The 21,150-nt window shown below is 73.3% G+C and carries 15 protein-coding genes; 8 read left to right on the top strand and 7 right to left on the bottom strand.

Annotation, left to right across the window (positions count from 1 at the left end):
* Positions 1-71 precede the first annotated feature (71 nt).
* From ACZ4N4_RS11655 to ACZ4N4_RS11635, 5 genes are all read left to right on the top strand, one after another.
* Complete coding sequence (locus tag ACZ4N4_RS11655) at positions 72-776, top strand: RNA polymerase sigma factor (protein ID WP_467587088.1); 705 nt, start codon at positions 72-74, stop codon at positions 774-776.
* Entirely contained in the window at positions 773-1,879 is a 1,107-nt protein-coding gene (locus ACZ4N4_RS11650) for a CU044_5270 family protein (protein ID WP_453566031.1), read from the top strand. Before ACZ4N4_RS11655 ends, ACZ4N4_RS11650 begins: the two co-directional genes overlap by 4 nt.
* Positions 1,880-2,107: 228 nt before the next feature.
* On the top strand, positions 2,108-3,445 hold the full coding sequence (locus tag ACZ4N4_RS11645; RefSeq protein ID WP_467587085.1) for a phosphatase PAP2 family protein: 1,338 nt from the start codon (positions 2,108-2,110) through the stop codon (positions 3,443-3,445).
* A 115-nt stretch (positions 3,446-3,560) separates the two neighbouring features.
* Positions 3,561-4,436 carry an aldo/keto reductase gene (locus ACZ4N4_RS11640; protein WP_467587083.1) on the top strand — a complete coding sequence of 292 codons (876 nt, stop codon included), beginning with the start codon at positions 3,561-3,563 and terminating at the stop codon, positions 4,434-4,436.
* 63 nt (positions 4,437-4,499) lie between these two features.
* Complete coding sequence (locus ACZ4N4_RS11635; protein ID WP_467587080.1) at positions 4,500-5,522, top strand: FUSC family protein; 1,023 nt, start codon at positions 4,500-4,502, stop codon at positions 5,520-5,522.
* Between the two features lie 7 nt (positions 5,523-5,529).
* On the opposite strand, the gene ACZ4N4_RS11630 is transcribed toward ACZ4N4_RS11635, so the two are convergent.
* The 4 genes from ACZ4N4_RS11630 to ACZ4N4_RS11615 all read right to left on the bottom strand — a co-directional run bounded on the left by ACZ4N4_RS11630 (position 5,530) and on the right by ACZ4N4_RS11615 (position 9,398).
* The gene (locus ACZ4N4_RS11630) at positions 5,530-6,003 is read right to left on the bottom strand and encodes a DUF5990 family protein (protein ID WP_467587077.1); all 474 of its coding nucleotides are present in this window, start codon (positions 6,001-6,003) and stop codon (positions 5,530-5,532) included.
* A 145-nt stretch (positions 6,004-6,148) separates the two neighbouring features.
* Positions 6,149-7,279: a catalase family protein gene (locus ACZ4N4_RS11625; RefSeq protein ID WP_467587074.1), complete on the bottom strand. Its 1,131-nt coding sequence runs from the start codon at positions 7,277-7,279 to the stop codon at positions 6,149-6,151.
* 54 nt (positions 7,280-7,333) lie between these two features.
* A complete protein-coding gene (locus ACZ4N4_RS11620) occupies positions 7,334-8,686 on the bottom strand; it encodes a Dyp-type peroxidase (RefSeq protein ID WP_467587072.1) in 1,353 nt (450 codons plus the stop codon).
* Between the two features lie 121 nt (positions 8,687-8,807).
* Positions 8,808-9,398 carry a hypothetical protein gene (locus ACZ4N4_RS11615; RefSeq protein ID WP_453566045.1) on the bottom strand — a complete coding sequence of 197 codons (591 nt, stop codon included), beginning with the start codon at positions 9,396-9,398 and terminating at the stop codon, positions 8,808-8,810.
* Positions 9,399-9,768: 370 nt separating this feature from the next.
* Between ACZ4N4_RS11615 and ACZ4N4_RS11610 the strand changes: the two genes are divergently transcribed.
* Positions 9,769-10,446 carry a GAP family protein gene (locus ACZ4N4_RS11610; protein ID WP_453566047.1) on the top strand — a complete coding sequence of 226 codons (678 nt, stop codon included), beginning with the start codon at positions 9,769-9,771 and terminating at the stop codon, positions 10,444-10,446.
* A gap of 299 nt (positions 10,447-10,745) precedes the next feature.
* Complete coding sequence (locus ACZ4N4_RS11605) at positions 10,746-11,228, top strand: DUF1365 family protein (protein WP_467587070.1); 483 nt, start codon at positions 10,746-10,748, stop codon at positions 11,226-11,228.
* Here the strand turns inward: ACZ4N4_RS11605 and ACZ4N4_RS11600 are convergent.
* From ACZ4N4_RS11600 to ACZ4N4_RS11590, 3 genes are all read right to left on the bottom strand, one after another.
* Positions 11,155-12,060 (bottom strand): YihY/virulence factor BrkB family protein, encoded by a 906-nt coding sequence (locus ACZ4N4_RS11600; protein WP_467587067.1) that lies wholly within the window; start codon positions 12,058-12,060, stop codon positions 11,155-11,157. The two genes, ACZ4N4_RS11605 and ACZ4N4_RS11600, sit on opposite strands and share 74 nt — an antisense overlap.
* A 489-nt stretch (positions 12,061-12,549) precedes the next feature.
* Positions 12,550-14,913 carry a SpoIIE family protein phosphatase gene (locus tag ACZ4N4_RS11595; RefSeq protein WP_467587065.1) on the bottom strand — a complete coding sequence of 788 codons (2,364 nt, stop codon included), beginning with the start codon at positions 14,911-14,913 and terminating at the stop codon, positions 12,550-12,552.
* Positions 14,914-15,157: 244 nt separating this feature from the next.
* On the bottom strand, positions 15,158-17,953 hold the full coding sequence (locus tag ACZ4N4_RS11590) for an AAA family ATPase (RefSeq protein WP_467587063.1): 2,796 nt from the start codon (positions 17,951-17,953) through the stop codon (positions 15,158-15,160).
* 191 nt (positions 17,954-18,144) lie between these two features.
* On the opposite strand from ACZ4N4_RS11590, the gene ACZ4N4_RS11585 reads away from it, so the two are divergent.
* Positions 18,145-21,135, top strand: coding sequence for a helix-turn-helix transcriptional regulator (locus tag ACZ4N4_RS11585; protein ID WP_467587061.1), 2,991 nt, complete (start codon positions 18,145-18,147; stop codon positions 21,133-21,135).
* Positions 21,136-21,150: the final 15 nt, after the last annotated feature.

The following is a 21,150-nucleotide window of genomic DNA, read 5'->3' as shown; positions in this document are numbered from 1 at the left end:
GAGGCGGGTGTGACACAGGTCACGGGAAGTCGGTGCCGGGTGCCGCACAGCTCAATGAGGTGAGCACTCTTATGCGAACCCGGATACGGGCCGGGGATTCGAGCGCGTTCGCCGAGCTCTTCGACACCTGCGCCCGCGCGGTCTACAACCATGCCTTCCGGCTGACCGCCGACTGGTCGACGGCCGAGGACGTGATGGCCGCGACCTTCATGGAGGCGTGGCGGCTGCGCGAGAAGGTCGATCCGACGGGTGGTTCCCTGCGGCCGTGGCTGCTGGGCATCGCCACCAACACGGCGCGCAACCAGTACCGGAGCAACCGGCGCTACCGGGCGGCGGCGACGGCGGCCGCCGCGGCCGAGCTGTCGGTGCCCGACCACGCCGAGGAGGTGGCGGACCGGCTCGACGACCGGGAACGCCTCGCGAGGGCACTCACCGCGCTCGCGTCGCTGCGCCGCCCGGAGCGCGAGGTCATCGCGCTGTGCCTGGGGGAGGGCCTGGACTACGAGGCCGCCGCGGAGGCGCTCGGCATCCCGGTCGGCACGGTCGCCTCCCGGCTCTCCCGCGCCCGCAAGAAGCTCCGCAAGCTGGCCGAGGCCGCGCAGGTCAGACAGCAACCACCGCTCCATGCAAGGCAGTTGGCGGATCCGGCCGTGGCAGAGGCGGCCGGGAAAAATATCGGAACAAGTCCCGGGAAACGGGAAGGCGGCCGCCCCGGCCGACAGACAAGAGGCGATCACGCAAACGCGATCCGGCCCGCACAGGAAGGAAACCGATGAACGCGGACACGTCCCGGCAGAACGCTGCCGAACGGGACGAGAGCGACCGGCTCTTCGACCGGACGACACGCGACCTGCCGCCGGGCCGTCACCAGTTCCACAAGGAGCGCATGATGGCCCGGATTCACGAGACCCAGGCGGCGGAGCACCCCGCCGAGCACCCGGCGGACCGGCCGCGGACCCGGCGGCTGCGGCTGCCGCGACCCGCGATCGCCCTGCCCGCGCTGGCCGCCGCCCTCGCCGGGGTGGTCGTCGCCGGGGTGGCCGCCTCCGGTGGCGGCGACGGCGTCAAGGACGAAGGCGTCGCCACCGGACCGGCACTGACCACCACCGTCGGCGCCGCGACCAGCAAGGGCGTACCGCAGCTGCTCGACCGGATCGCGCTGGCGGCGGCCGACACGTCCCACCCGGACGTCAAGCCCGGCCAGTACGTCTACATCGAGTCCAAGTCGGCCGACACGTTCCTGAAGTCCACCGACGACGGCACCACCCTGGCCGGCCACGAGCTGCACACCCGCCAGGTGTGGAAGTCCGCGGACGGCACCAAGGGGTGGCTGATCGACCCGGCCGTCAACGACGGCAGCGAGGGCGAGACCCTGAGCCTGCCCGACGAGCAGGGCAACACCCCGAAGGCGAGCCTGAACGCACCCTCGTACGACTACCTGGCCAGGCTGACCACCGACCCCGACGCCCTGCTGGCCAAGATCTACCAGGAGACGAAGGGGCAGGGGAACTCCCCCGACCAGGAGGCGTTCACCACCATCGGTGACCTGCTCGGCGAGAGCTACCCCCCGGCGAAGCTCTACCCGGCGCTCTTCAAGGCCGCCGCGAAGATCCCCGGCGTCGTCGTCGTGGACGACGCGGTGGACGCGGCCGGCCGGCACGGCGTCGCGGTGGCCCGGCTCGACGAGACCAGTGGTGAGCGCGAGGAGTGGATCTTCGACAGGAAGAGCGATGTCTTCCTGGGTGAGCGCTCGGTCCAGGTGAAGCGGAACAGCGGCGCCGACGCCCTCATCAAGCCGGGCACCGTGACGTTCACCAACGCCGTCATGGTCCGCGCCGTCGTCGACGGGATCAGGCAGACCCCGTCACAGGCCGGCTGACCCATCCACGGTCTTGCCCCGAAAGACCCCTGGGTGAACAATCCGGGGGTCTTTCCTGAACGAGGCCGGAACCTGGCGGGCGATCTTTCCGTCTTCCCTCATCGGACAGGTGTCGTCATCTAACAAATCGGCCGGAAATTGAGATCCATACCATCGCGGGGTCCTTCGCGAAGAAGCGACGGAACACCGCCCTCCCCGGGGCCTAGACCGGGGCTGAGACTCTGGGCCGTGGCGGGCGTCGCGGCCCTCGGGTTCCTCCTGGCACTCGAGATCGCCGCACGACGCTACGGCCTGCCGGGGCCGATCACCAACCAGGCGCGGGAGGTGATATTCGCCCCCAAATCAGGCTTCCTGCTGTACGCCGGCCTGGCGCTGATGATGACGGTGCTCACCTGGCGGCAACGGTTCGCCGCCGCCGCTGTCGCGATCGGCATCGACATCGCCATCGCGACGGTCCGGTGGGCACTCGGCGCCCAGGCGACCGACGGCCACCCCTTCGGCAACGGTGCGCTGTGGGTGATCCTGGGCCACGCGGTCATCGCGGTCACCCGCCGCACCGGCCGGGAACGCGTCCTGCTGCTCAAGGGCGTCGGGCTGGGCCTGCTGCTGGTGACCGGCCGCAAGACCGGCGACACCTGGCTGCTCCTCACCTCGAAGACCCGTCCGACGGTGCTCGACCAGTACGTGGCCACCGCCGATCACGCGCTGGGCGAACCGTCGTGGCTGGTGGGCAGGTTCGTCACCGCCACCGGTCCGGTCGGCTTCAACCTTCTCAACATCGTCTACGGCCAGCTCGCCGTGGCCGCCGTCGTCGTCGCGCTGTACCAGCTGCGCCACGTGGCGGCCGAACGGCGCTTTCCCCGCCATCACCTGGTGCGCACCTTCCTGGTGATCGGCCTCATCGGGCCGGCCGTCTACATGATCTTCCCGGTGGTCGGACCGGTCTTCGCCTACGGCACCGGCGTCGAGCACTGGGCTTCGGTCAGCCTGTGGCCGGACGCGCCGCCCGGCGGGCACGGCCTCGACGGCGGCCACTGGGAGGTGGCCGACCTGTGGCCGCGGGCGACGCCACCGGTCGATCCCCCGCACCCCATGCCGTTCGACGCGTTCACCCCGCGGAACTGCATGCCCAGCCTGCACACGGCGTGGGCCGTCGCGATCTTCATCCACTCCCGGAGCGGACCGCGCGTGCTGCGCTTCGCCGGCGCGTTCTGGCTGGTCGCCACGCTCACGGCGACGCTGGGATTCGGCTACCACTACGGCGTGGACCTGGTCGCCGGCGTGGTGTTCACGCTCACCGTCGAGGCGACGCTGCGCTCGTTCGACCGCGGCTGGGACCGGCCGGGTCTCCGGTTCGCCGCCTACGGCGTGACGGTCTTCGCCGCGCTCCTGGTGTCGTACCGCTGGCTGCCGTTGGAGATGGCCAGGCACCCGTGGGCGTCCGGCCCGCTTCTCCTGCTGGCGATGGCCTCGGTGGTCTACGGCTACCTACGGACCCAGCGCCGGCCCGTGGAAGAACCCGTCCTGACGCCCCGTCAGCCCATGCGGCCGGGGGCGATGCGGTAGACCGGCAGCGGCGGCCGGGCACACCCCCCGGGTGTGCCCCGCCGGGCGGCTGCGGCCCCCGGGCCGGTACGGCTGCGCCCAGACGGATTCCCGGTGCGGGAGTAGCGTGGAATTCATGGCCGAAGACACGCTGATCGCACACGAGTCAGGGACCTTCGAGATAGCGGGCAAGCAGGTGGCCCGGCTGGGCTTCGGGGCGATGCGGCTGACCGGACCCGGCATCTGGGGCGAACCGGCCGACCGCGAGGAGTGCCGGCGGGTCGTCCGCCGTGCCGTCGACCTCGGCGTCCAGCTGATCGACACCGCCGACTCGTACGGTCCCCATGTCAGCGAGGAGATCATCCGGGAGGCGATCCACCCGTATCCCGACGACGTCCTGATCGCCACCAAGGCGGGCCTCGCCCGCTCGGGCCCGGACGAGTGGGCCCCGCTCGGACGGCCCGAATACCTGCGGCAGGAGCTCGAGATGAGCCTGCGGCGGCTCGGCCTGGACCGTATCGACCTGTTCCAGCTCCACCGCATCGACGCGAAGGTGCCGCTGGAGGACCAGATCGGCGAGCTGAAGCAGCTCCAGGACGAGGGCAAGATCGTGGCCATCGGGCTCTCCGAGGTCACGGTGGACCAGATCGAGCAGTGCCGGCGGATCGCGGAGATCGTCACCGTGCAGAACCGCTACAACCTCACCGACTCCACGTCGGAGGACGTGGTGGACCACTGCACGCGTGAGGGCATCGGCTTCATCCCGTGGGCGCCCGTCGCCGCGGGCGAGCTGGTCGAGCCGGGCCGTCTCGTCGACACGATCGCCAAGCGGCACGAGGCCACCCCCGGTCAGGTCGCGCTGGCATGGCTGCTGGCCCGCACGGAGGTCATGCTGCCGATCCCCGGCACCTCCCGTGTGGCGCACCTGGAGGAGAACGTCGGCGCCGCCCGGCTCACCCTCGACCCCGAAGAGGTCGACCAGCTCACCCGGGCGGCACGCGAAGCGGCCTGAGCCACCGCTCCACGGGGCGTGCACCGGCGGGCGTGGGTCGCGGCGTGTGCTTATGGTGGGCAGGTGACGGGCGTTTCGCCGTGGACGCGGGTGCGCTCCAGGCTCCGGGCGCAGGGGCCGACGGCGGCCCGCATTCTGGTGATCGCGGTGGTCTGCTGGCAGGTCGCGCTGTGGGCCGGTGCCGTTCAGCCGCCGGTGTTCGCCGCCATCGTCCCGGTCCTGAGCCTGCGCGGTGACTCCGCCTCCTCCCTGACCGCGCTGCTGCTGAGGATCCTCGGCGTGATGGCCGGAGTGGCCCTGGGCGTCACCGTGGTCCACTTCTTCCAGCCGACCACGGCCGTCCTCGCCGTAGTGATGGGCCTGGCCCTGCTGTGCGGGACCGTCATCACCTCCGGCACGACACTGAACGTGCAGGTCGCGGTGACCTCACTCCTGGTCTTCGCCAACCCCTCGCCGGACTCCTACGGCTTCGCCCGGCTGTGGGAGAACGCGCTGGGCGGCGCGGTCACCGCCGTCCTCGCTCCGCTGCTCTGGCCGCGCGACCCCCACCAGGAGGCCGCGACCCTGGCACGCGAGTGTGCGGGCGACCTGACGGAGGGCCTCCTGCGCAGCACACACGCGATCGGCTCACCGGACGCCGCGTACGCGAACCGGAGGCACGCGCAAGCGGAGGCGGACCGGCTGCCCGGCTACGCGGACAAGGCCCGGGAAGCGGAAAAGGCCATGCGGTTCAATCCACTGCGACGGCGCCACCGGACCGAGGTGACCGAACTGCGCGACCGGATCGACCGCGCCACCCAGGCCGCGCCCCATCTCCTCGACCTGGCCGCCGAGGTGGACTTCTTCACCGCGCGCGACGGACCCACCCCGGCCCTCTGCCGGGCCCGGGCCGCTCTCCTCCCGGCCGCCGAGGCCACCGGACGAGCCCTGAAAGCCGTCCTCGAAGGACGGGACCCCCACCAGGACACGGCCACCGCCCGCGCCGCACTGGCCCGGTACAGGAAGGAGGACAGCGCCCCCGTGGCCGTACTGCTCCGCAGACCGTTCACCAAGATCCTCGACCTCTGTGACCGTCCCGGGAGCTGAGCACGGGTCACTCCGGGTCGCCGGATCCGGCGGTCCAGGTGATGAGCGGGGGCTCGACGCGTGCGTACCGGGGGCCGCCGTCCGCGTCGGTCAGGCCGAGGCGGCCGACCAGCAGTCCGTGGTGCGCGGCGGCGGCGAGTACGTCGGCGGGGACGGCGTCGAGCATGAGCTTGGTGCGCCGGAACATGGCGAAGACGCCCGAGTCGTCGGCCGTGCACCAGGACAGGTACACGAACCTGCGGCCCAGGCGGTCCTGCACGTACGGGCCTGTCACGTCGATGCCGGCGGGTGTGGCGGTCGCGGTGCACTCCAGGGTCCAGGTCGCGGTCGCGGCGTCGCCGGGCTGTGGTGCGAGAAGTTCGGCCGGACGGTCACGGCGTTGCACGGCGACATGGATGCCGGCGTACGCGGGGCCGTCGGAGCCGGCGGGGGCCGGACGGGTGCGGCCGGGCAGGTCCACGGCGTCGATACGGATGCGCATACCGCCCATCATCCGCCCGCGGCCGCCGGTAGCCGCCCGCGGTCGGGAAGATGGCCGGGAAGGTGGTCGCTGAGGGCCGCTGTTCGTCGTTCTTCGCCGGGGCGAACAGCAGGGCCACGGGGGGCCGGGCCGCTCGATCCGGGGCTCATGCGGTGGGGCCGAGTACGTCCTCGATGCTTCGGGGCTCGGTGCGGGGCTGCTGGTTGAGCTTGTGGCGCTCGATGGAGGATCGCCGGTAGACCTCCTTGCGGGCCCGCATGATGTTGCCCAGGGGCGCGTGCTCGGCGGTGACCCGCCAGGGCGTGAAGGACAGCGAGTCCATCTTTTCCAGGTTCTCCGGCTCGGAGATGTCCTGCTGCGGCAGCCGCAGCTTCGCCACGGTGAAGGCCGGCGAGAGCTGCTCGGGCCACTCCACGGTGGTGTCCTCCACCGGCATGCGCTCCAGGTCGGTGCAGAGCTGGACCTGGATGTCGAAGACGTAGGGCCCCTCCTGCAACTCCGCTTGCAGGGCAGGCCGGAAGACCTCCGCCGCCGAGGTCGGGTCGAGGGTGCGACGGACCACCCCGGCGGCGGACGTCGGGTCGGGAGTGATGCGCACCTTGGCGATGTAGTCGCCGTGCCGGACCGCGCCCATCGTCCAGTAGCTCGACAGCAGTATGTTCACCGGAGGCGTCTTCGACAGGCGCAGGAAGGCCAGGAACTCGTCCCACGCCCAGTCGTCCTGTTCCAGCGTTCCTTTTCCGGTCACGAATTCGGTGAAGAAACGATGCGCTCCGGGGCGGCCCTGGGAGAAGTAGGCCGGCGCGTTCAGGAACAGCTCCTGGATGAACAGGTAGTGCTCGACCGTGTTGCAGAAGAAGACCGGTCCGTTGATGTTGGCGTAGTCGAAGGTGCCCGAGTCCGGTTCGTCCTCCAGCAGGGTCGGGCCGGGGATGCCGAACATCTTCAGTGCCAGTCCGGTGGCGGCGCCCAGTCGTGCGTCGGCTCCGGCGTGGGGCGAGCCGTTGGAGAAGCGGATCAGCGCGTCGTGGGTTCCCGGGGTCGCGTAGATGCCCTGGGCGTACTCCGGGGGCAGCCCGGCCAGGATCTCCACCTCCCCCCGGACCAGCCCGTAGCCCTTGGCATGGGCGTCGCGCAGGGCCCGCCCGGTGCCGCCGGCCCCGACGGACTCGGCGATGTAGCCCTCGGTCTTCTCGATCACCGTCTGCACGTCGCGGTCGAAGTCCGGGGCGTAGTCCTCGACGTCGGGCGTGTAGCGGACGAACTGTTCTGCCATGGCTGCGGCCTCTCCTCGGAGAGCGTGATCGACCTCAGGGGCTTGGAGCGGCTGTCAGCCCTCCAGTTCGGCGAGCCAGCGCAGGGCACGCAGACCCGGCACGAAGCAGTACTCGCCGCCGCGCGTGACCACGAAACCGGGCAGGTTCTGCAGGCGGCGCCGGACCGGCTTCTCCGGGATGGTGACGCTGCCGGTCCCGTCGTGGTGCCCGGCCACGGGATCCTGCTCGCCGGGGTAGCCGATGAAGTTGCCGTCGTTGACCCACTCGGCCTTGATGAACTCGAACTGCCGCTCCAGGTGGGCCCCGAGGAACACGCCGACCAGGCCGCGGTCGGCGCCGTCGTCCTCCAGCACGCCCTCGGGCAGCGGCGGCCCGTAGGTGGTGCCGCGGCGGATGAGGCGGTGCATCCGCGCGTCGCCGATGATGGTGGCGTCGCGGGGGTTGGTGCGCCGGATGTGCGCACCGGCGGGGCACCGGTAGCCCCGGTCGTCGTTCTCCCGGTACAGGAAGTTGTTGACGCGGTGCGGATCGGCAGCCAGTTCCGGATCGTCGTGCTCCGGCGCCAGCGCCAGCGGCGCCCCGCTGGGCCAGCGCCCGACCATCTTCGCCGCCAGGAGTGCCTCCTCCTCGGCGCCGGCGCTGTTCGCGCGCAGAAACCGGCGCCAGGCCGCCACGTTGGTGTGGATCTTGCGCACGGCCGCGTAGGTGCCGTTGCGGCCCAGCACGTCGGGGCTGGGCATGGGCGGCAGATTGCCGGTTTCGTCGGGGTAGCCGAGGATGAACTCCCCGGCCTTGATGGGGGCTTCCTGCGGGTTGGAGCCGGGCAGTCCGACGCCTTCGATGTTCGGATGGCTGATGCCGTCGCGGAAGCCGAAGGTGGTGCGCCCGGTCGGGAGCTGGTGCACGTCCTGCTGCCAGATCACCTCGACACCGGGCGTGTCCTCGTAGGCGACACGGGCCCGCGCCAGCTCCCTGTCCAGCTGCGCCGCATCCGAGGAGAGGGCGCTCAACGCGATATGGACGTCGCCGCTTCCGAACGGTGCCTCCCAGTGGGCCGGTGCGCTCTCGCCCACGTCGCCGATCAGCTCCGCGCGCGCGGCCATGCCCTCGCGGAACGCCCGCGGAAAGCTGTCCAGCGACTCCTGGGGCACCCCCAGCGCTTTCAGCCCCTGGTAGGTGAGCGCCACAGCCACCCAGGCATCCTTGCTCCGGTCCTCGCCGGGCAGGCCACCCGAGGCAATCGGGAGCAGCCGCCGCAGCAGGTCGCGCCCGGCACGGCGGTCATCGACACGCAGGAAGACGAACTCCCCCTGATAGGGCACGGGCCGTGGGCGCAGTGCCCCGCTCTGGACGTCGTCGATCTCGACGCGTACGCCGACCGCGCTGCTGCTGTCCGCGGGGTTCATGATCGCTTGTGCCTCCCACATCGGTCTCTGCCTGGGCAGCCCTGCTGTTGACGGGCCCGCGCCCGCCGACGCGGGCCACCGAAGTTCGGGTCGGTTCTTTTGGGGCCGGCCGTGTCCGGTTCTAGGCCGAGGCCTCCTCCAGCAGCTTCTGGAAGGCCGGCGTGGACACCAACTCCGCGTTGGCCGGGTTCTCCAGCGCCGCCCGGAACTGGGGGGTGTCCAGCACCTCCTGGAACGCGTCGTCCACGCGGTGGTCCTTGTAGATCTGCTGAACGGTCAGGTCGGGATAGGCGCTGACGAAGACCCCCGCGGGTTCCTGGTGGGCGACGAACCAGTCCTTCGCCCCTGGGTCGGTGACGCCGGGGAACCCGACGCTGTGCGAGAAGACCTTGTCGAAGCGCTCCCCGACCACCGTCTTGGCGAAGTCGTCGATGTAGTTGTCCCAGGAGCCGTCGAAGACGCTGGCGAACATGAACCGGGTGTCGTTGTCGAAGATCACATGCCGTGCGTCATGCAGGGTGCCGATCTGGCGCACCGCCGCATGGACCTTCTCGTCATCCGCCGCGGCGGAGAGCGTGGCGAGGTCCTCACGCAACGCATCCGCATGGCCCGGCTTGATCTCGGTGAAAACGGTGAACTCCCTGCAGACCCCGTCCGACCTGCCCGGGCGCTCGGGGTGAGCCGGTTGGGTTGCACCTGTCGTCGCAGTCATCGTGGAACTCTCCCGCCACGGATCGGTGCGAGGGTCACCAGGAGCCCGGACATGAGGCGCCGTCGCCCTCACACGTCAATCGTCACCGCGACCGTGCCGCCTCGCATCCGGGGCCCGGGCACAGTGGTCGGCACCTCCCGAGAGGCTCCCGAGGACAGACCCGGCCGGGCGCAGGAAGATGGAACGGCGGGACGTGCCGAGTCGGTCGTACGTCGTCGTCATTCTCGGGCAGCCATTTCCGCACGGCCGTGAAGACAGTGGCGCGGCCGGTCGCACCCCGGCCCAGGCACTGCCGAGGCGGTCGAGGGCCCCTCTCGCGCCGAGCCCCGACCCGACCGGATCGCCACCCAGACCCCACGCGGAGGCAACCATGGGCAAAGTTCTCGGTGACGTACTGGGTTTCGCGGCCGCCGTCGCGGTCAGCCCGCTCCCGATCATCGCCATCATCCTCATCCTCGCGACGCCTCGGGGCCGTCTCAACGGCGTTCTCTTCACCGTCGGTTGGATCCTGGGACTCGCGATACTGGGCGCGGTGATGCTGGCGATCGCCTCCCCGGCGGGTGCCTCCACCCACAAGCACCCGGCCACCTGGGTGGGAGCCCTCAAACTCGCCCTGGGCCTGTTCCTCGTCCTGTTCGGCGCCCGGCAATGGCACCGACGTCCGAAGGATCCCTCGCAGGCCCAACTGCCGAAGTGGATGAGCGCGATCGACCGCCTCACGCCGGTCAAGATCTTCGCACTCGGGCTGGCCCTGGCCTCGCTCAACGCCAAGAACGCCCCGTTGACCATCGCCGCGGGCGCCGCGATCGGCTCGGCCGGAATACCGGTCGGGCAGCAGATCGGCTCCCTGGCGATCTTCGTCGTGATCGCCACCCTCGGCCTGCTGGCGCCGCTGGGGGTCTTCCTCCTCGGCGGAGAGAAAGCCAAGACCACGCTCGGCAACTGGAAGGACTGGGCAGCCCAGCACAATGTCGCCGTGATGGCCGTGCTGTTCTTCGTCCTCGGGCTGAAGCTGCTCGGAGACGGCATCTCCATCCTCACCTCCTGACCCGCCGGTCAGACGTACGGCGTCCGGCCCGGCAAGCGGAGCGCACGGTGTGCCGCCGTAGGCTCCGCCGCCCGCGTTCGGCGCCACGGCAGCGCCTGCCCGAACTGGCCGGTGATGTCCGCGCGGTCGCGGGCGCCCACCACGGCCGGGGAGTCCACGAGGACGGTGCCGTTCCGGCGTCGAGGCCGCCGCGGCGCCGGGAGTGCGCCGGTGAACGCCGTACCGGCTCTCTACGCCTGCATGATCGGGCACGTGCGGACACCACTCCCCGGCGATACGCGCTGCGCCACCGCGCGTACATGTGGCTCAACGACCCCGACAGGCCGCCCCACCTGCCCTTTCCGCTGCGGCCGTTGGCCCGTGTCGACCCACGCGACCACTTCACCGGCGACCGGTCCTCGATCCGGGCCGGCCTGGACGACTTCCTCGCCGGTCACGGCGTACACCTGGACGGTGGCCGGGTGGTGATGCGCACCCACGCGCGCATGCTCGGACACGTGTTCAACCCGCTCACCCTGTACTGGCGTCAGGGCCGCCCCGGGGAACCGCGCTGTGCGGTCGCGGAGGTGCACAACACCTACGGCGGACGCCACTGCCCCCTGCTGCGGCCGGACGCGTCCGGGACCGCCCGCACCGCGAAGGAGTTCTGCGTCTCGCCGTACTTCCCGGAGGCAGGTCCGGGTAACGCGGCTGACCCACCCGGGTCCGCTAGCGCCCCCGCGACGGCGGGGTCGCCGGGCCGGCCGGCTTGGCGAGTTCCGCGGCGAACTGCGCTCCGGTGAGCAGCGCCAGATTCGACAGCCACAGCCAGACGAGGAAGACGACGCTGCCGGAGAGCGAGCCGTACAGCCTGCTGTAGGCGTCGAGCGTCGTGGCGTACGACGAGAAGCCCGCGGAGACGGCCAGCCACAGTGCGGCGGCCAGCGCGCCGCCGGGCAGGCTGTGCCCGCGTCGGCGCGCGCCGGCCGGGCCGGTGTGGAAGACGACCACGACCAGGAGGGCGACCAGGCAGAGCAGCACGGGCCAGCGCAGCAGGCTCCACGCCCAGGCCGCGGTGGTGTCCATGCCGAGGATCCGGCCGACGGCCTCCGCGAGCGGCCCGGTCAGCAGCAGGGTGAGCGAGCCGACGAGGAGCAGAGCGAGCACCACGAGCGCGGTCAGCACGATGCGGTGCGCCTTGCGCCAGGTCGAGCGCCGGTCCTCGACGCGGTGCATACGGTGCAGGGCGCGGCGGCAGACGGCGAGATAGCTGGAGGCCGACCACAGTGCGCTGGCCGTACTGGTCACCAGCAGCGGCCAGGCCGTGCCGTCCGTGTCCAGGGCGTGGGACAGGACGGCGTGCAGGTCGGCACCGGAGTCGGCCGGGGCGTACGCGGTGACGTGGCCGATGAACTCCTCGGCCGTGTCCGGGCTGATCAGGCCGAACGCCAGGACCGTCGCCAGCAGGGCGGGGAGCACGGTCAGGATCGCGTAGTACGTCAGCGCCGCCGCGTAGTCCGTGATGTCGTCGTTCCACAGGGACACCGGCGTGCGCCGGAGCGCGGGCCACCAGGCGGCGGGCTGCTGGAACAGGGCGGTGCGGCGGGCCCGGTCGGTGTACGGCTCAGTGGACATGCGGTATGCGGTGCGAGGCGGCACTCAGAGTGACCCTTGTGTGTGTCGTGTACGGCTCCGCCGCCCTGGCGGCTTCCGCCATCATCCCGCGGAGGGCGGGCAGCACGGTTGCCGGGGGCATGGCGGGTCCCAGGGCGGGCCGGCGCCCGGCCCCGGCAGTGCCGCCGGACACGACCGTCGTCCTCCGGGGCGGTCCGCCCGGTTGCGCCCGAGCGCCACCCGGCCCACCAGCTCCTCCAGGTCAGGCCCGTTCGAAGCGGGGGAGGAGGATCAGGCTTCGGGGATGGCGCGACCGTAGTTCGCGAGGGTGACGGCCTCCGGTTCGGGGCCGCCGCGGCGTCGTTGACACGAGGCGGTGGGCTCGCCCGCAGGGCCTGAACCTCCAGGGGACCCGGGGCTCCGGGAAAACCTCGTCACGCCGCGACCGTGGCGTGCGTTTCCCATGCTTGATGACGACACGGCCCCCTGCGACGGTCCCCGGCCCGCGCGCTAGGGGATGGCCAACTCCGCCCAGATGGTCTTTCCGGACGCGGTGTAGCGGGTGCCCCAGCGCTGGGAGACCTGGGCGACGAGGAACAGGCCGCGGCCTCCCTCGTCGTCACGGCGGGCGCGTCGCAGATGAGGCGCCGTGTGCGCGTTGTCGGAGACCTCGCAGAGCAGACTGCGGTCCCTGATCAGCCGTAGCAGCACAGGACCGGTGGCGTACCTGATGCTGTTGGTGACCAGTTCGCTCACCACCAGCGCGGCGGTGAAGGACAGTTCGGACAGGCCCCAGTTCTCCAACTGGCGCTCGGTGTCCGTGCGGGCGTCCGCCACCATGGCCGGGTCCGGCGGCAGTTCCAGGTCCGTCACGCGGTCGGACCCGAGCCGCCGGGTGCGCACCAGCAGCAGCGTGGCGTCGTCCGCCTGGGGCCCGGGCGGCAGGGTCGACATCGCCCGGTCGCACAGTTCCTCCAGCGGGCATCGCTGCCAGCTGAGCACATGGGCGAGACGGTCGATCCCGCTGTCGATGTCGGTGCGCCGGTCCTCCACGACACCGTCGGTGAAGAAGGCCACCACACTGCCGTCGGACAGGCTCAGCTCGACGTTCTCGTACGGCAGGCTGCCCAGCCCCAGGGGCGGCCCCGGCGCCGGCGCGGACAGGGGCACCGAGCCGCTCGCGTCGGCCACGATCGGCGGAGGGTGGCCCGCGCTCGCCCAGACGCAGCGACCGCCGACCGGGTCGTAGATCGCGTAGAGACAGGTCACGCCGAGTGCCTCGTCGCTCAGCCCGTCGGCCTCGTCGGGTTCCGCGTCCTGCCCGACCAGGCCGGCCAGCCGGGTCAGCAACTCGGCCGGGTCCAGGTCCAGCAGCGCCAGGGTCCGTACGGTGGCGCGCAGCCGGCCCATGGTCGCCGCCGCGTGCACACCGTGGCCGACCACGTCGCCGACGGTCAGCCCCACCCTGGCACCGGACAGCGGGATCAGGTCGAACCAGTCGCCGCCCACCCCCACCCGGCTGTCTGCGGGCAGGTAGCGGTACGCCACCTCGACCGCGCTCTGCTCGGGCAGCCGCTGGGGCAGCAGGCTTCGCTGCAGCACCAGGGCGGCCGCGTGCTGGCTGGTGTAGCGGCGGGCGTTGTCGATGCCCACGGCAGCCCGCTCGGCCAGCTCCACCGCGAGCGTCTGCTCCTCGGGCCCGAAGGGGTCCGGGTTGCTGGTGCGCCGGAAGGTGGCGAGACCGAGGACCGCGTCGCGGGCGAGCAACGGGACGAAGAGGTCGGCGTGCCGGGCGGCCGAGCCCCCTCCTTCCGGCGGGGAGGCACCGACGACGGGGCGGTTGGTGGCCAGGCTCAGCGCCTGCGGTGACGACGGCGGATAGGAGACCGGGCTGGTCCGGAACCCCTCCGGGGTACGGCCGTGCATCCGCAGCAGACTGTGCCCCGGCGCCGAGCGGGTCGGCGGCTGCCGTCCCTCGATGACCGCCGGCGGCAGATCCACCAGCACCTCGTCGGCCAGCTGCGGCACCGCCACGTCGGCCAGCTCCGCGGCCGTCCGCCGCACGTCCAGCGAGGCGCCGATGCGCTTTCCGGCCCGTACGAGCAGCGACAGCCGTTCCTGGGCGCGGTAGCGGTCGGTGATGTCCAGGGACTCCTCGAACAGCCCCAGCGGTTCGCCCCTGGCGTCCACCAGCCGGTAGTACGAGCACGACCAGACGTGCTCGCGCACCGGGTCGGCGGGGGCGCGCCCGCGGTAGTGCATGCCGAGGACCGGTTCGCCCGTCTTCAGTACCTGCTCCATCACCTGGTCCTCGTCCGGGGGGTGGTGGCGGGAGATGAACTCGCCCTCGGGAAAGAGATCCGCGGCGGGCCGGCCGACGTACTGGGCGACCCCGGCCAGCTCCTGGTCGGTGGAGACGTTTCCCCAGACGACGCGCATGTCCGTGTCGAAGATGGTCAGGCCCACGGAGGACTCGGTGGCCAGCCCCTGCAACATCGCCAGCTGCGCCTCCCAGCCGCGCAGGGCCGTCAGCTCGGCCGCGACCACCACGGTCGCGGCGACACCCTCGTGGGTGAGCGGACCGAACGTCACCGCGGCGCGCAGGGTGTGTCCGTCCCGGCAGCGGAGGTCCAGGACCGTGCTGCGGGGGCGGCGCGCCTTGCAGAGAGCGGACAGTGGCGGGCCCGGGGCCGCCGCCAGCAGCCGGTCGGCCGACCGGCCGAGCACTTCCTCGGGTGAATGTCCGAGGAGACGCTGGGCCGAGATGCTCCAGCCGGAGACGCGTCCCTCCGCGTCCAGCACGGCGGTGGCGGCCTTGGTGAGGTCCAGAGGACTGTGGAATTCGACGTTGGCAGCATTCGGAAAACGATCCATGGCACCGCTTCCCCTCGTGCTCACTCAGCATCCCGTGCCGCGCGACGGACTACAACCGCACGCACCGGCGTGGTCGGCGCCGTGCTGTGCCGTCGACCGGCTGCGGCACCGTCGTGGCTGGTCGCAGGGCCGGCCCGGGGAAACTCACGCACGAGCAGATGCTCGACGAACTCGGCGCCGGCCGGGTACGGCCGCCGACCTGATCGCCGGGGCACGGCGCCGCGACCGGCCCGGTGGGCGGCCCTCAGCCGCCGCCGGCGTCTTCCCCCGCGGTGAGGGCGTCCCGGAGCTGCGCCCTGGCCGTGATGCCCAGCTTGGGGAAGATCTTGTGCAGGTGGTAGCCGACCGTGCGCGGCGAGAGATAGAGCCGGGCCGCGATGTCGCGGTTGGTCAGGCCCTGGGCGGCCAGTTCGGCGATCTGGCGTTCCTGCGGGGTGAGTTCACCGGCCGGGGCGGTGGCCCCCGCCGTACCCGCCGCCCGCAGTTCCGCCGCCGCCCGCTCGGTCCAGGGGCGGGCGTCCAGCCGCTCGAAGCACTCCAGCGCCGCGCCGAGATGCCGGCGGGCCTCGGCACCGCGGCGGCGCCGGCGCAGCCACTCGCCGAAGTCGAGGTGGGCCAGCGCCTTCTCGAACGGCCAGCGGTCGGTGCCGGAGCCGTCGAGAGCGGCCTGGAAATGCCGCTCGGCGTCGTCGGTGTCGGTCAGCAGGGCGGTGGCCCGGTGCAGTACGGCGGCCAGCCGCGGGGAGGGGTCGGGCTTCAGCTCCTGCGTCACGCCGTCGACCACCGTGCGCGCGTCGTCCGTCCGCCCGGCGCGGACCGCGGCGGCGGCCAGGTCGCCCAGGTAGTAGAGGGAGGCGTGGTAGTGGACGGGGGCGGGGCGGAAGTCGCGGGTGAAAGCGGCGCGCAGCTGCTCGTAGGCGCCGGCGTGGTCCCCGGCGACGAACGCGGCCATGCCCAGGGCGTGCCGGTGCCGGACCTGGAGACTCAGGGACTTGCGCAGGTCCACCCCGCGTACGGCCTCCGCCGCCTGGGCCCGGGCCGCCGCCGGGTCGCCCCGCAGCGCGCACAGCGTCGCCCGCAGGATGCGGGCGCCCACGGTCACGTTGTCGGCGCCCGCCTCCGTGCCCATCCAGAACGCCTCGTCGGCCGCCTCCTCGGCCGTCGCCCACGAGCCGTTCTCGAACAGGGCCAGGGCGAGTGCCTGGGTCACGGTCGCGTTCGTACCCGCGCTGCCCGCGCGGCGCAGGACGTCGATCGTGCGGCCGAGGACGCGTACGGCCTGCTCGGTCTCGTCCAGGATCCACGTCGTGCCGCCCACCGCCGTGAGGTTCCCGAGGCTCTCCTCGCGGGCCAGCTCGGCCAGCCCGTCCGCCAGGTGGCTCATGAGCAGCGGCCGTTCACGATGGGGGTCGACGACCGCCAGGGCCCAGGAGCGGCCGGCCGGATCGCCGTCCCCGTCGATCAGCTCGCCGATCCGGCGGAGTTCCGCGCGGTGGTAGGGCGCGCCTGAGTTGTAGACGGATGTCGCGGCCGTGCTCAGGGCGCCCAGGGCCAGGCCCGGAACCGAGGCGGCGGTGGCCTCGGCGACGCCCAGCAGCAACGCCAGCGCCTCCTCGTGGCGGAGCGTGACCCCGAGGGCCCAGCCGCCCAGCAGCGAGGCCTCGGCGCGCAGCCGGGGGTCCTCGGTCAGACCGCCGACCCGGCCGCTCATCTCGCCGACCCACTGCGGGTGCCCGGCGAACATCGCCGACTGGGCGGCCGTCAGCAGCCGCCGGGCGCGCAGCCCCGGATCCGGTGTCAGCTCGGCCGCGCGTTCCAGCGCGGTCGCGGTCGCCGCGTAACCGCCCCGGCTTCGGGCCCGCTCGGCGCTCTCCGCCAAAGCGTCGGCGACCTCCGCGTCCTGGCCGGTCGCCGCGGCGGCCAGCTGCCAGGCGCGGCGGTCCGGCTCCCCGGCGAGCGCGCCGGCCAGGGCGAGATGGGCCTGCCGGCGCTCGTGGAAGGAGGCCGCGTGGTACACGGCCGAGCGGACCAGCGGGTGCCGCGGCAGCACCCGGCCGTCCGCCACCCGGACCAGCCCGACACGCTCGGCCGGGTCCAGAGCCCGGACGACGTCCAGCTCCGGGGCGGCCCGGATGAGATGGGCCAGCTCCGCCGTACCTGCCGCGGCCACCAGCAGCAGGGCCTCCCGGGTGGGCGCGGGCAGACCGGGCAGATCGGCGGCGAACAGGTTCTCCAGCCGCGCGGTGAGCGGAAGGGCCGTACCCCCGGCACCGCCTGTGCCTCCGGCACCTCCTCCGGCGCCCGCCGCTCGCCCCCGGGCCAGGGCACGCGGCAGCTCGATCAGGGCCAGCGGATTGCCGGCCGCCTGCCGGAGGATCTCCGCGCGCGCCTTGCCGCGCGGTGGATCCGGCTGCGCGTCCAGCAGCTGCCCGGCCGCCGTCCGGCTCAGCGGGCCCACGGTGACCTGCGGGAAGTCCCGGTCGAACCGGGCCGGCACGCCGTCCTCACGGGCGGCCAGCAGCAGCACCACCGGCTTGCCCTCCAGCCGTCGGGCCAGAAAGGCCAGCACGTCCACCGAGCCGAGGTCCAGCCACTGGGCGTCGTCCACCAGCAGGAGCAGCGGCCGGTGCGCGGCGGCCCCGGTGATGAGCCCGAGCACACCGACGCACAGCGACAACTGGTCCAGTCGCAGTTCGTACTCCGCCGCCCCCGGGCCGAAGGCCTGGTCCAGAGCCTCCCGGTGCGCCGCGGGCAGACCGTCACCGGGCAGCAGCGGATGCAGCAGCTGGTGCACGCCGGACAGACCGAGCCCGGTCTCGCCCTCACTGCCGCGCACCCGCAGGACGCCGAAGCCCAGCGCCCGCCCCCGCTCGGCCGCCCGGTCCACGAGGGTGCTCTTGCCCGCCCCCGGCTCCCCGGTCAACACCAGCACCTGGGGGCCGCCGCCGGCCACCGCCCCGAGCAGCCGGTCGAGCCGGGCCAGTTCGGCGGCCCGGCCCAGGACGACCGGATCGGTGGGACGGTCGGTGCCGGTGTGCATGAGCGGTCCTTGTCGCAGAGGTCGTCAGAGGTCGTCAGAGGCCGTGGGGCTCCTGACACGGCAATCCTGCCAGCGGCGGTCTGCGCGGCAGCGGCCGCGGGTGACTGGTCATGTGACAGAAGCGTGGCTGCCCGGCCGCCGGGACAATGGCTCTGGCCAGGGAGAACGCCCACCGCCACGGGAGTACGTGCATGACGGTCCAGTCACCTCAGCAGCCCGCGATCGCCGCCGAGGCCGCCGTTCTGGGCCGGGACGGCGAGATCGAGCGGATCCTGCGGTACGTGACAGGCGAGCCCGGCACTCCCCAGACCCTGCTGGTCCTCGGCGAGGAGGGGATCGGACGGACGGCCCTGCTCCGGCGCGTCCGTGAGCTGGCCGCCGCCCAGGGCGTGGCGGTGCTCTCGGCACAGGGCTGGGCCGGTGACCCACGGCATGCCCGTGCCTGCCTGCAACAGCTGCTGGCGCCGCCGGTGCCGGCCGCGGTGGCCGCCCTGCCGGCCGTGTCCCAGCGGGTGCTGACGGCCGTACTCCACGGGGACGACCGCCCGGACGAGGGAGAGCTGCGGGCGGCGCTGACCGCGCTGCTCGACCGGCTCGCCGCCGCCCGGCCGGTGCTGGTGTGCGTGGACGACGCCGACCTGTGCGACCGCGCCACCGTGGAGGCGCTGTTCGCCGCCGCCCGGCTGCTGGCCGGCCGCCCGCTGACGGTGCTGCTCGCCGCCCGCCACGAGACCGCCCTGCCCGGCCTGCCTCCCGGCACCGAGATCCTGAGCCTGGGCCCGCTGGACGACGCGTCGGCCGCCGCGCTGCTGGACCTGCAGCCCGCGCCGCCCAGCGGCCGGCACCGGCTGGAGATCCTGGCGGAGGCCGAGGGCAACCCGTTGGCACTGGTCGAACTGAGCCGCAGCGTGCCCGGCCCCGTGGGAGGGGTGCGGCGCGCGCCCGCCGAGCCCGTCTTCGGGGTACGACTCGACGCGCTCCCGGCCGGCACCCGGCGCGCCCTGCTGTACGCGGCGGCCGCCGGACCCGGCGAGACCGTCGCCGCCGTCATGACGGCCCTGGACACCGGCGACCTCGCGGTGTGGGCCCCGGCGGAGGCCGCCGGACTCGTCTCGCTGGTCGAGGACCGGCTCGTCTTCCGGCATCCGCTGGCGCGGTCGGCCGCGTATCTGCGGCACCCCGCGGGAGAGCGCCAGCAGGCCCACCGGGACCTCGCCGAGGTCGCCGTACTGCCGGAGGACACGGCCCGGCACCTGGCCGCCGTCACCGTGGGCGCCGACGCGTTCGTCGCCGCCGCGCTGGCGACCTCCGCCTGGCGGCGCGGCGACGCCGTACAGGCCGCCCGGGCCCTGGAACAGGCGGCCCGGCTCAGCCCGCGGCGGCCGGAACACGCCCGTCGGCTGGCCGAGGCCCTGACGGCCGCGCAGGCGGTGGGGGACCCCGGCTGGGTACGGGACCTGTACGGCCGGCTCCTCCGGGAGTCCGCCGAGCCGGAGTCCGTCTGTGTCGCGGCCGGCGCCCTGGCCTCCGTCCTGTGCCACGAGTCCGCCCAGCGGGAGGCCTTCGAGCTGCTGGCCGCCGCCTCGGAGTACTTTCCCCGGATCGGCCGCCCGCTCGCACTCACCCTGGCGGGCCTGGCAGCGGCCGTCGCCGCCCAGTCCGGACTGCCCGAGCACCGGGCGGCCCTGCCCGCACTCCTCGAACGGGCCCGCCGGGCCGACGGGGGCGGGGCGGCGCACGCCGGAGCGGCCGGGCCCGTGGGCCAGCCGAGCGCGCCGGGGGATGACGGGGGCGGGGCGGGGCTGCCCGGAGCAATCGGGCGTCTCGGTCAGCTGGACGTGCCCGGCACTCAGCGGGCTGACGGGGGCGGGGCGGGGCACCCCGGAGTGACCGGGTCTCCGGGCCGGCTGGACGTGCCGGGGGGTGAGGGCGGCGGGGCGGGGCACCCGGGTGCGGCCGGGCCTCTCGGGCGGCTGGACGCGCCCGGTACCCGGTCGGCCATGGAAGCGCTGGTCGCCGTTGTGGCCCGGCCCGAGACCGCCACCGGTGTGCTGCGCGCGCTCGGCCGGCCGCCCCGCGCACCGCTCGGCGGTCCGGACGCGCCGGCCGGCCGGCTGGCGGCCGCCGCGGTGGCCCACCACGCCGACGAGGCCGACCTGGACCTGGGGCAGTCCCGGCTGGCCGACGAGCGGCTGCGCACCGCCCGGGCCTTCGGCCTGCGCGGCTGGTCGGTGCTCGGCCTGGTGGACACCCTGCTGGCCGTCGGCCGGTTCACCGAGGCCCAGACCGTGCTCCAGAGCGCCATGACCGAGGCGGCCGTCCTCCGCCTGCCACGCCTGCGGGCGGACCTGGAGACCCAGGCGCTGACCCTGCGGGCGCTGCGCGGAACCCTCCCCGACGAGCCCTGGCAGCTCACCCCGGCCGTCTGGCGCACCGTCTCCCTGGACGAGAACCGGGCCACCCACGCCCGGCTGCTGCGCGCCCGCGGCCTCGCCGCCATGGCCCGCGGGCACTGGGACGACAGCTGGCGGCAGCTGCGCGAGCTGTTCACCACCGACGGCTCGCCGCTGCACCCCTTCCTGTCGCCCCGGAGCATCGCCGAACTCGCCGTCACGGCGCAGCGGACCGGCCGGCCGGCCGAGGCCCTGCCGATCCTGGAGCGGGTGCGCACGGAACAGGGGGACCGGCCCAGCACCCGGATGACGCTGCTGCTGCACCACGCGACCGCCGTGCTCGGCCCGGACGAGGAAGCCGAGGAGCATTTCCAGCTCGCCCTGGTCAACCACGCGGCGAACCGCTGGCCGTGGGAGTGCGGCCATGTCCGCCTCAACTACGCCCACTGGCTGCGCCGTTGCCGCCGAACCCTGGAGGCGCGCGGGCAGCTGACCACGGTCCTGGAGACCGCCGAACGCCTGGGCGCCGGCCCCCTCGCGGCCGCCGCCGGCCGCGAACTGCGCGCCAGCGGAGCCGCCCCCGCCCCCGAGGCAGGCGGCCCGCTGGGGGAGCTGACGGCACAGCAGCGGCAGATCGTCCAGCTGGTGGCGAGTGGCCTGTCCAACCGGGAGATCGGCGAACGGCTCTTCCTCTCCCCGCGCACGGTCGGCTCGCACCTCTACAAGGTGTATCCCAAACTCGGCATCAGCAGCCGCCATCAGCTGCGCGACCTGGTGCAGGGCCGGTGAGGGGGGCCGGCGGGC

Source organism: Streptomyces sp. NPDC026538 (assembly GCF_055567535.1).
Note: the sequence above shows the minus strand (reverse complement) of the source record. Positions and strands in the feature narration are given on the sequence as shown.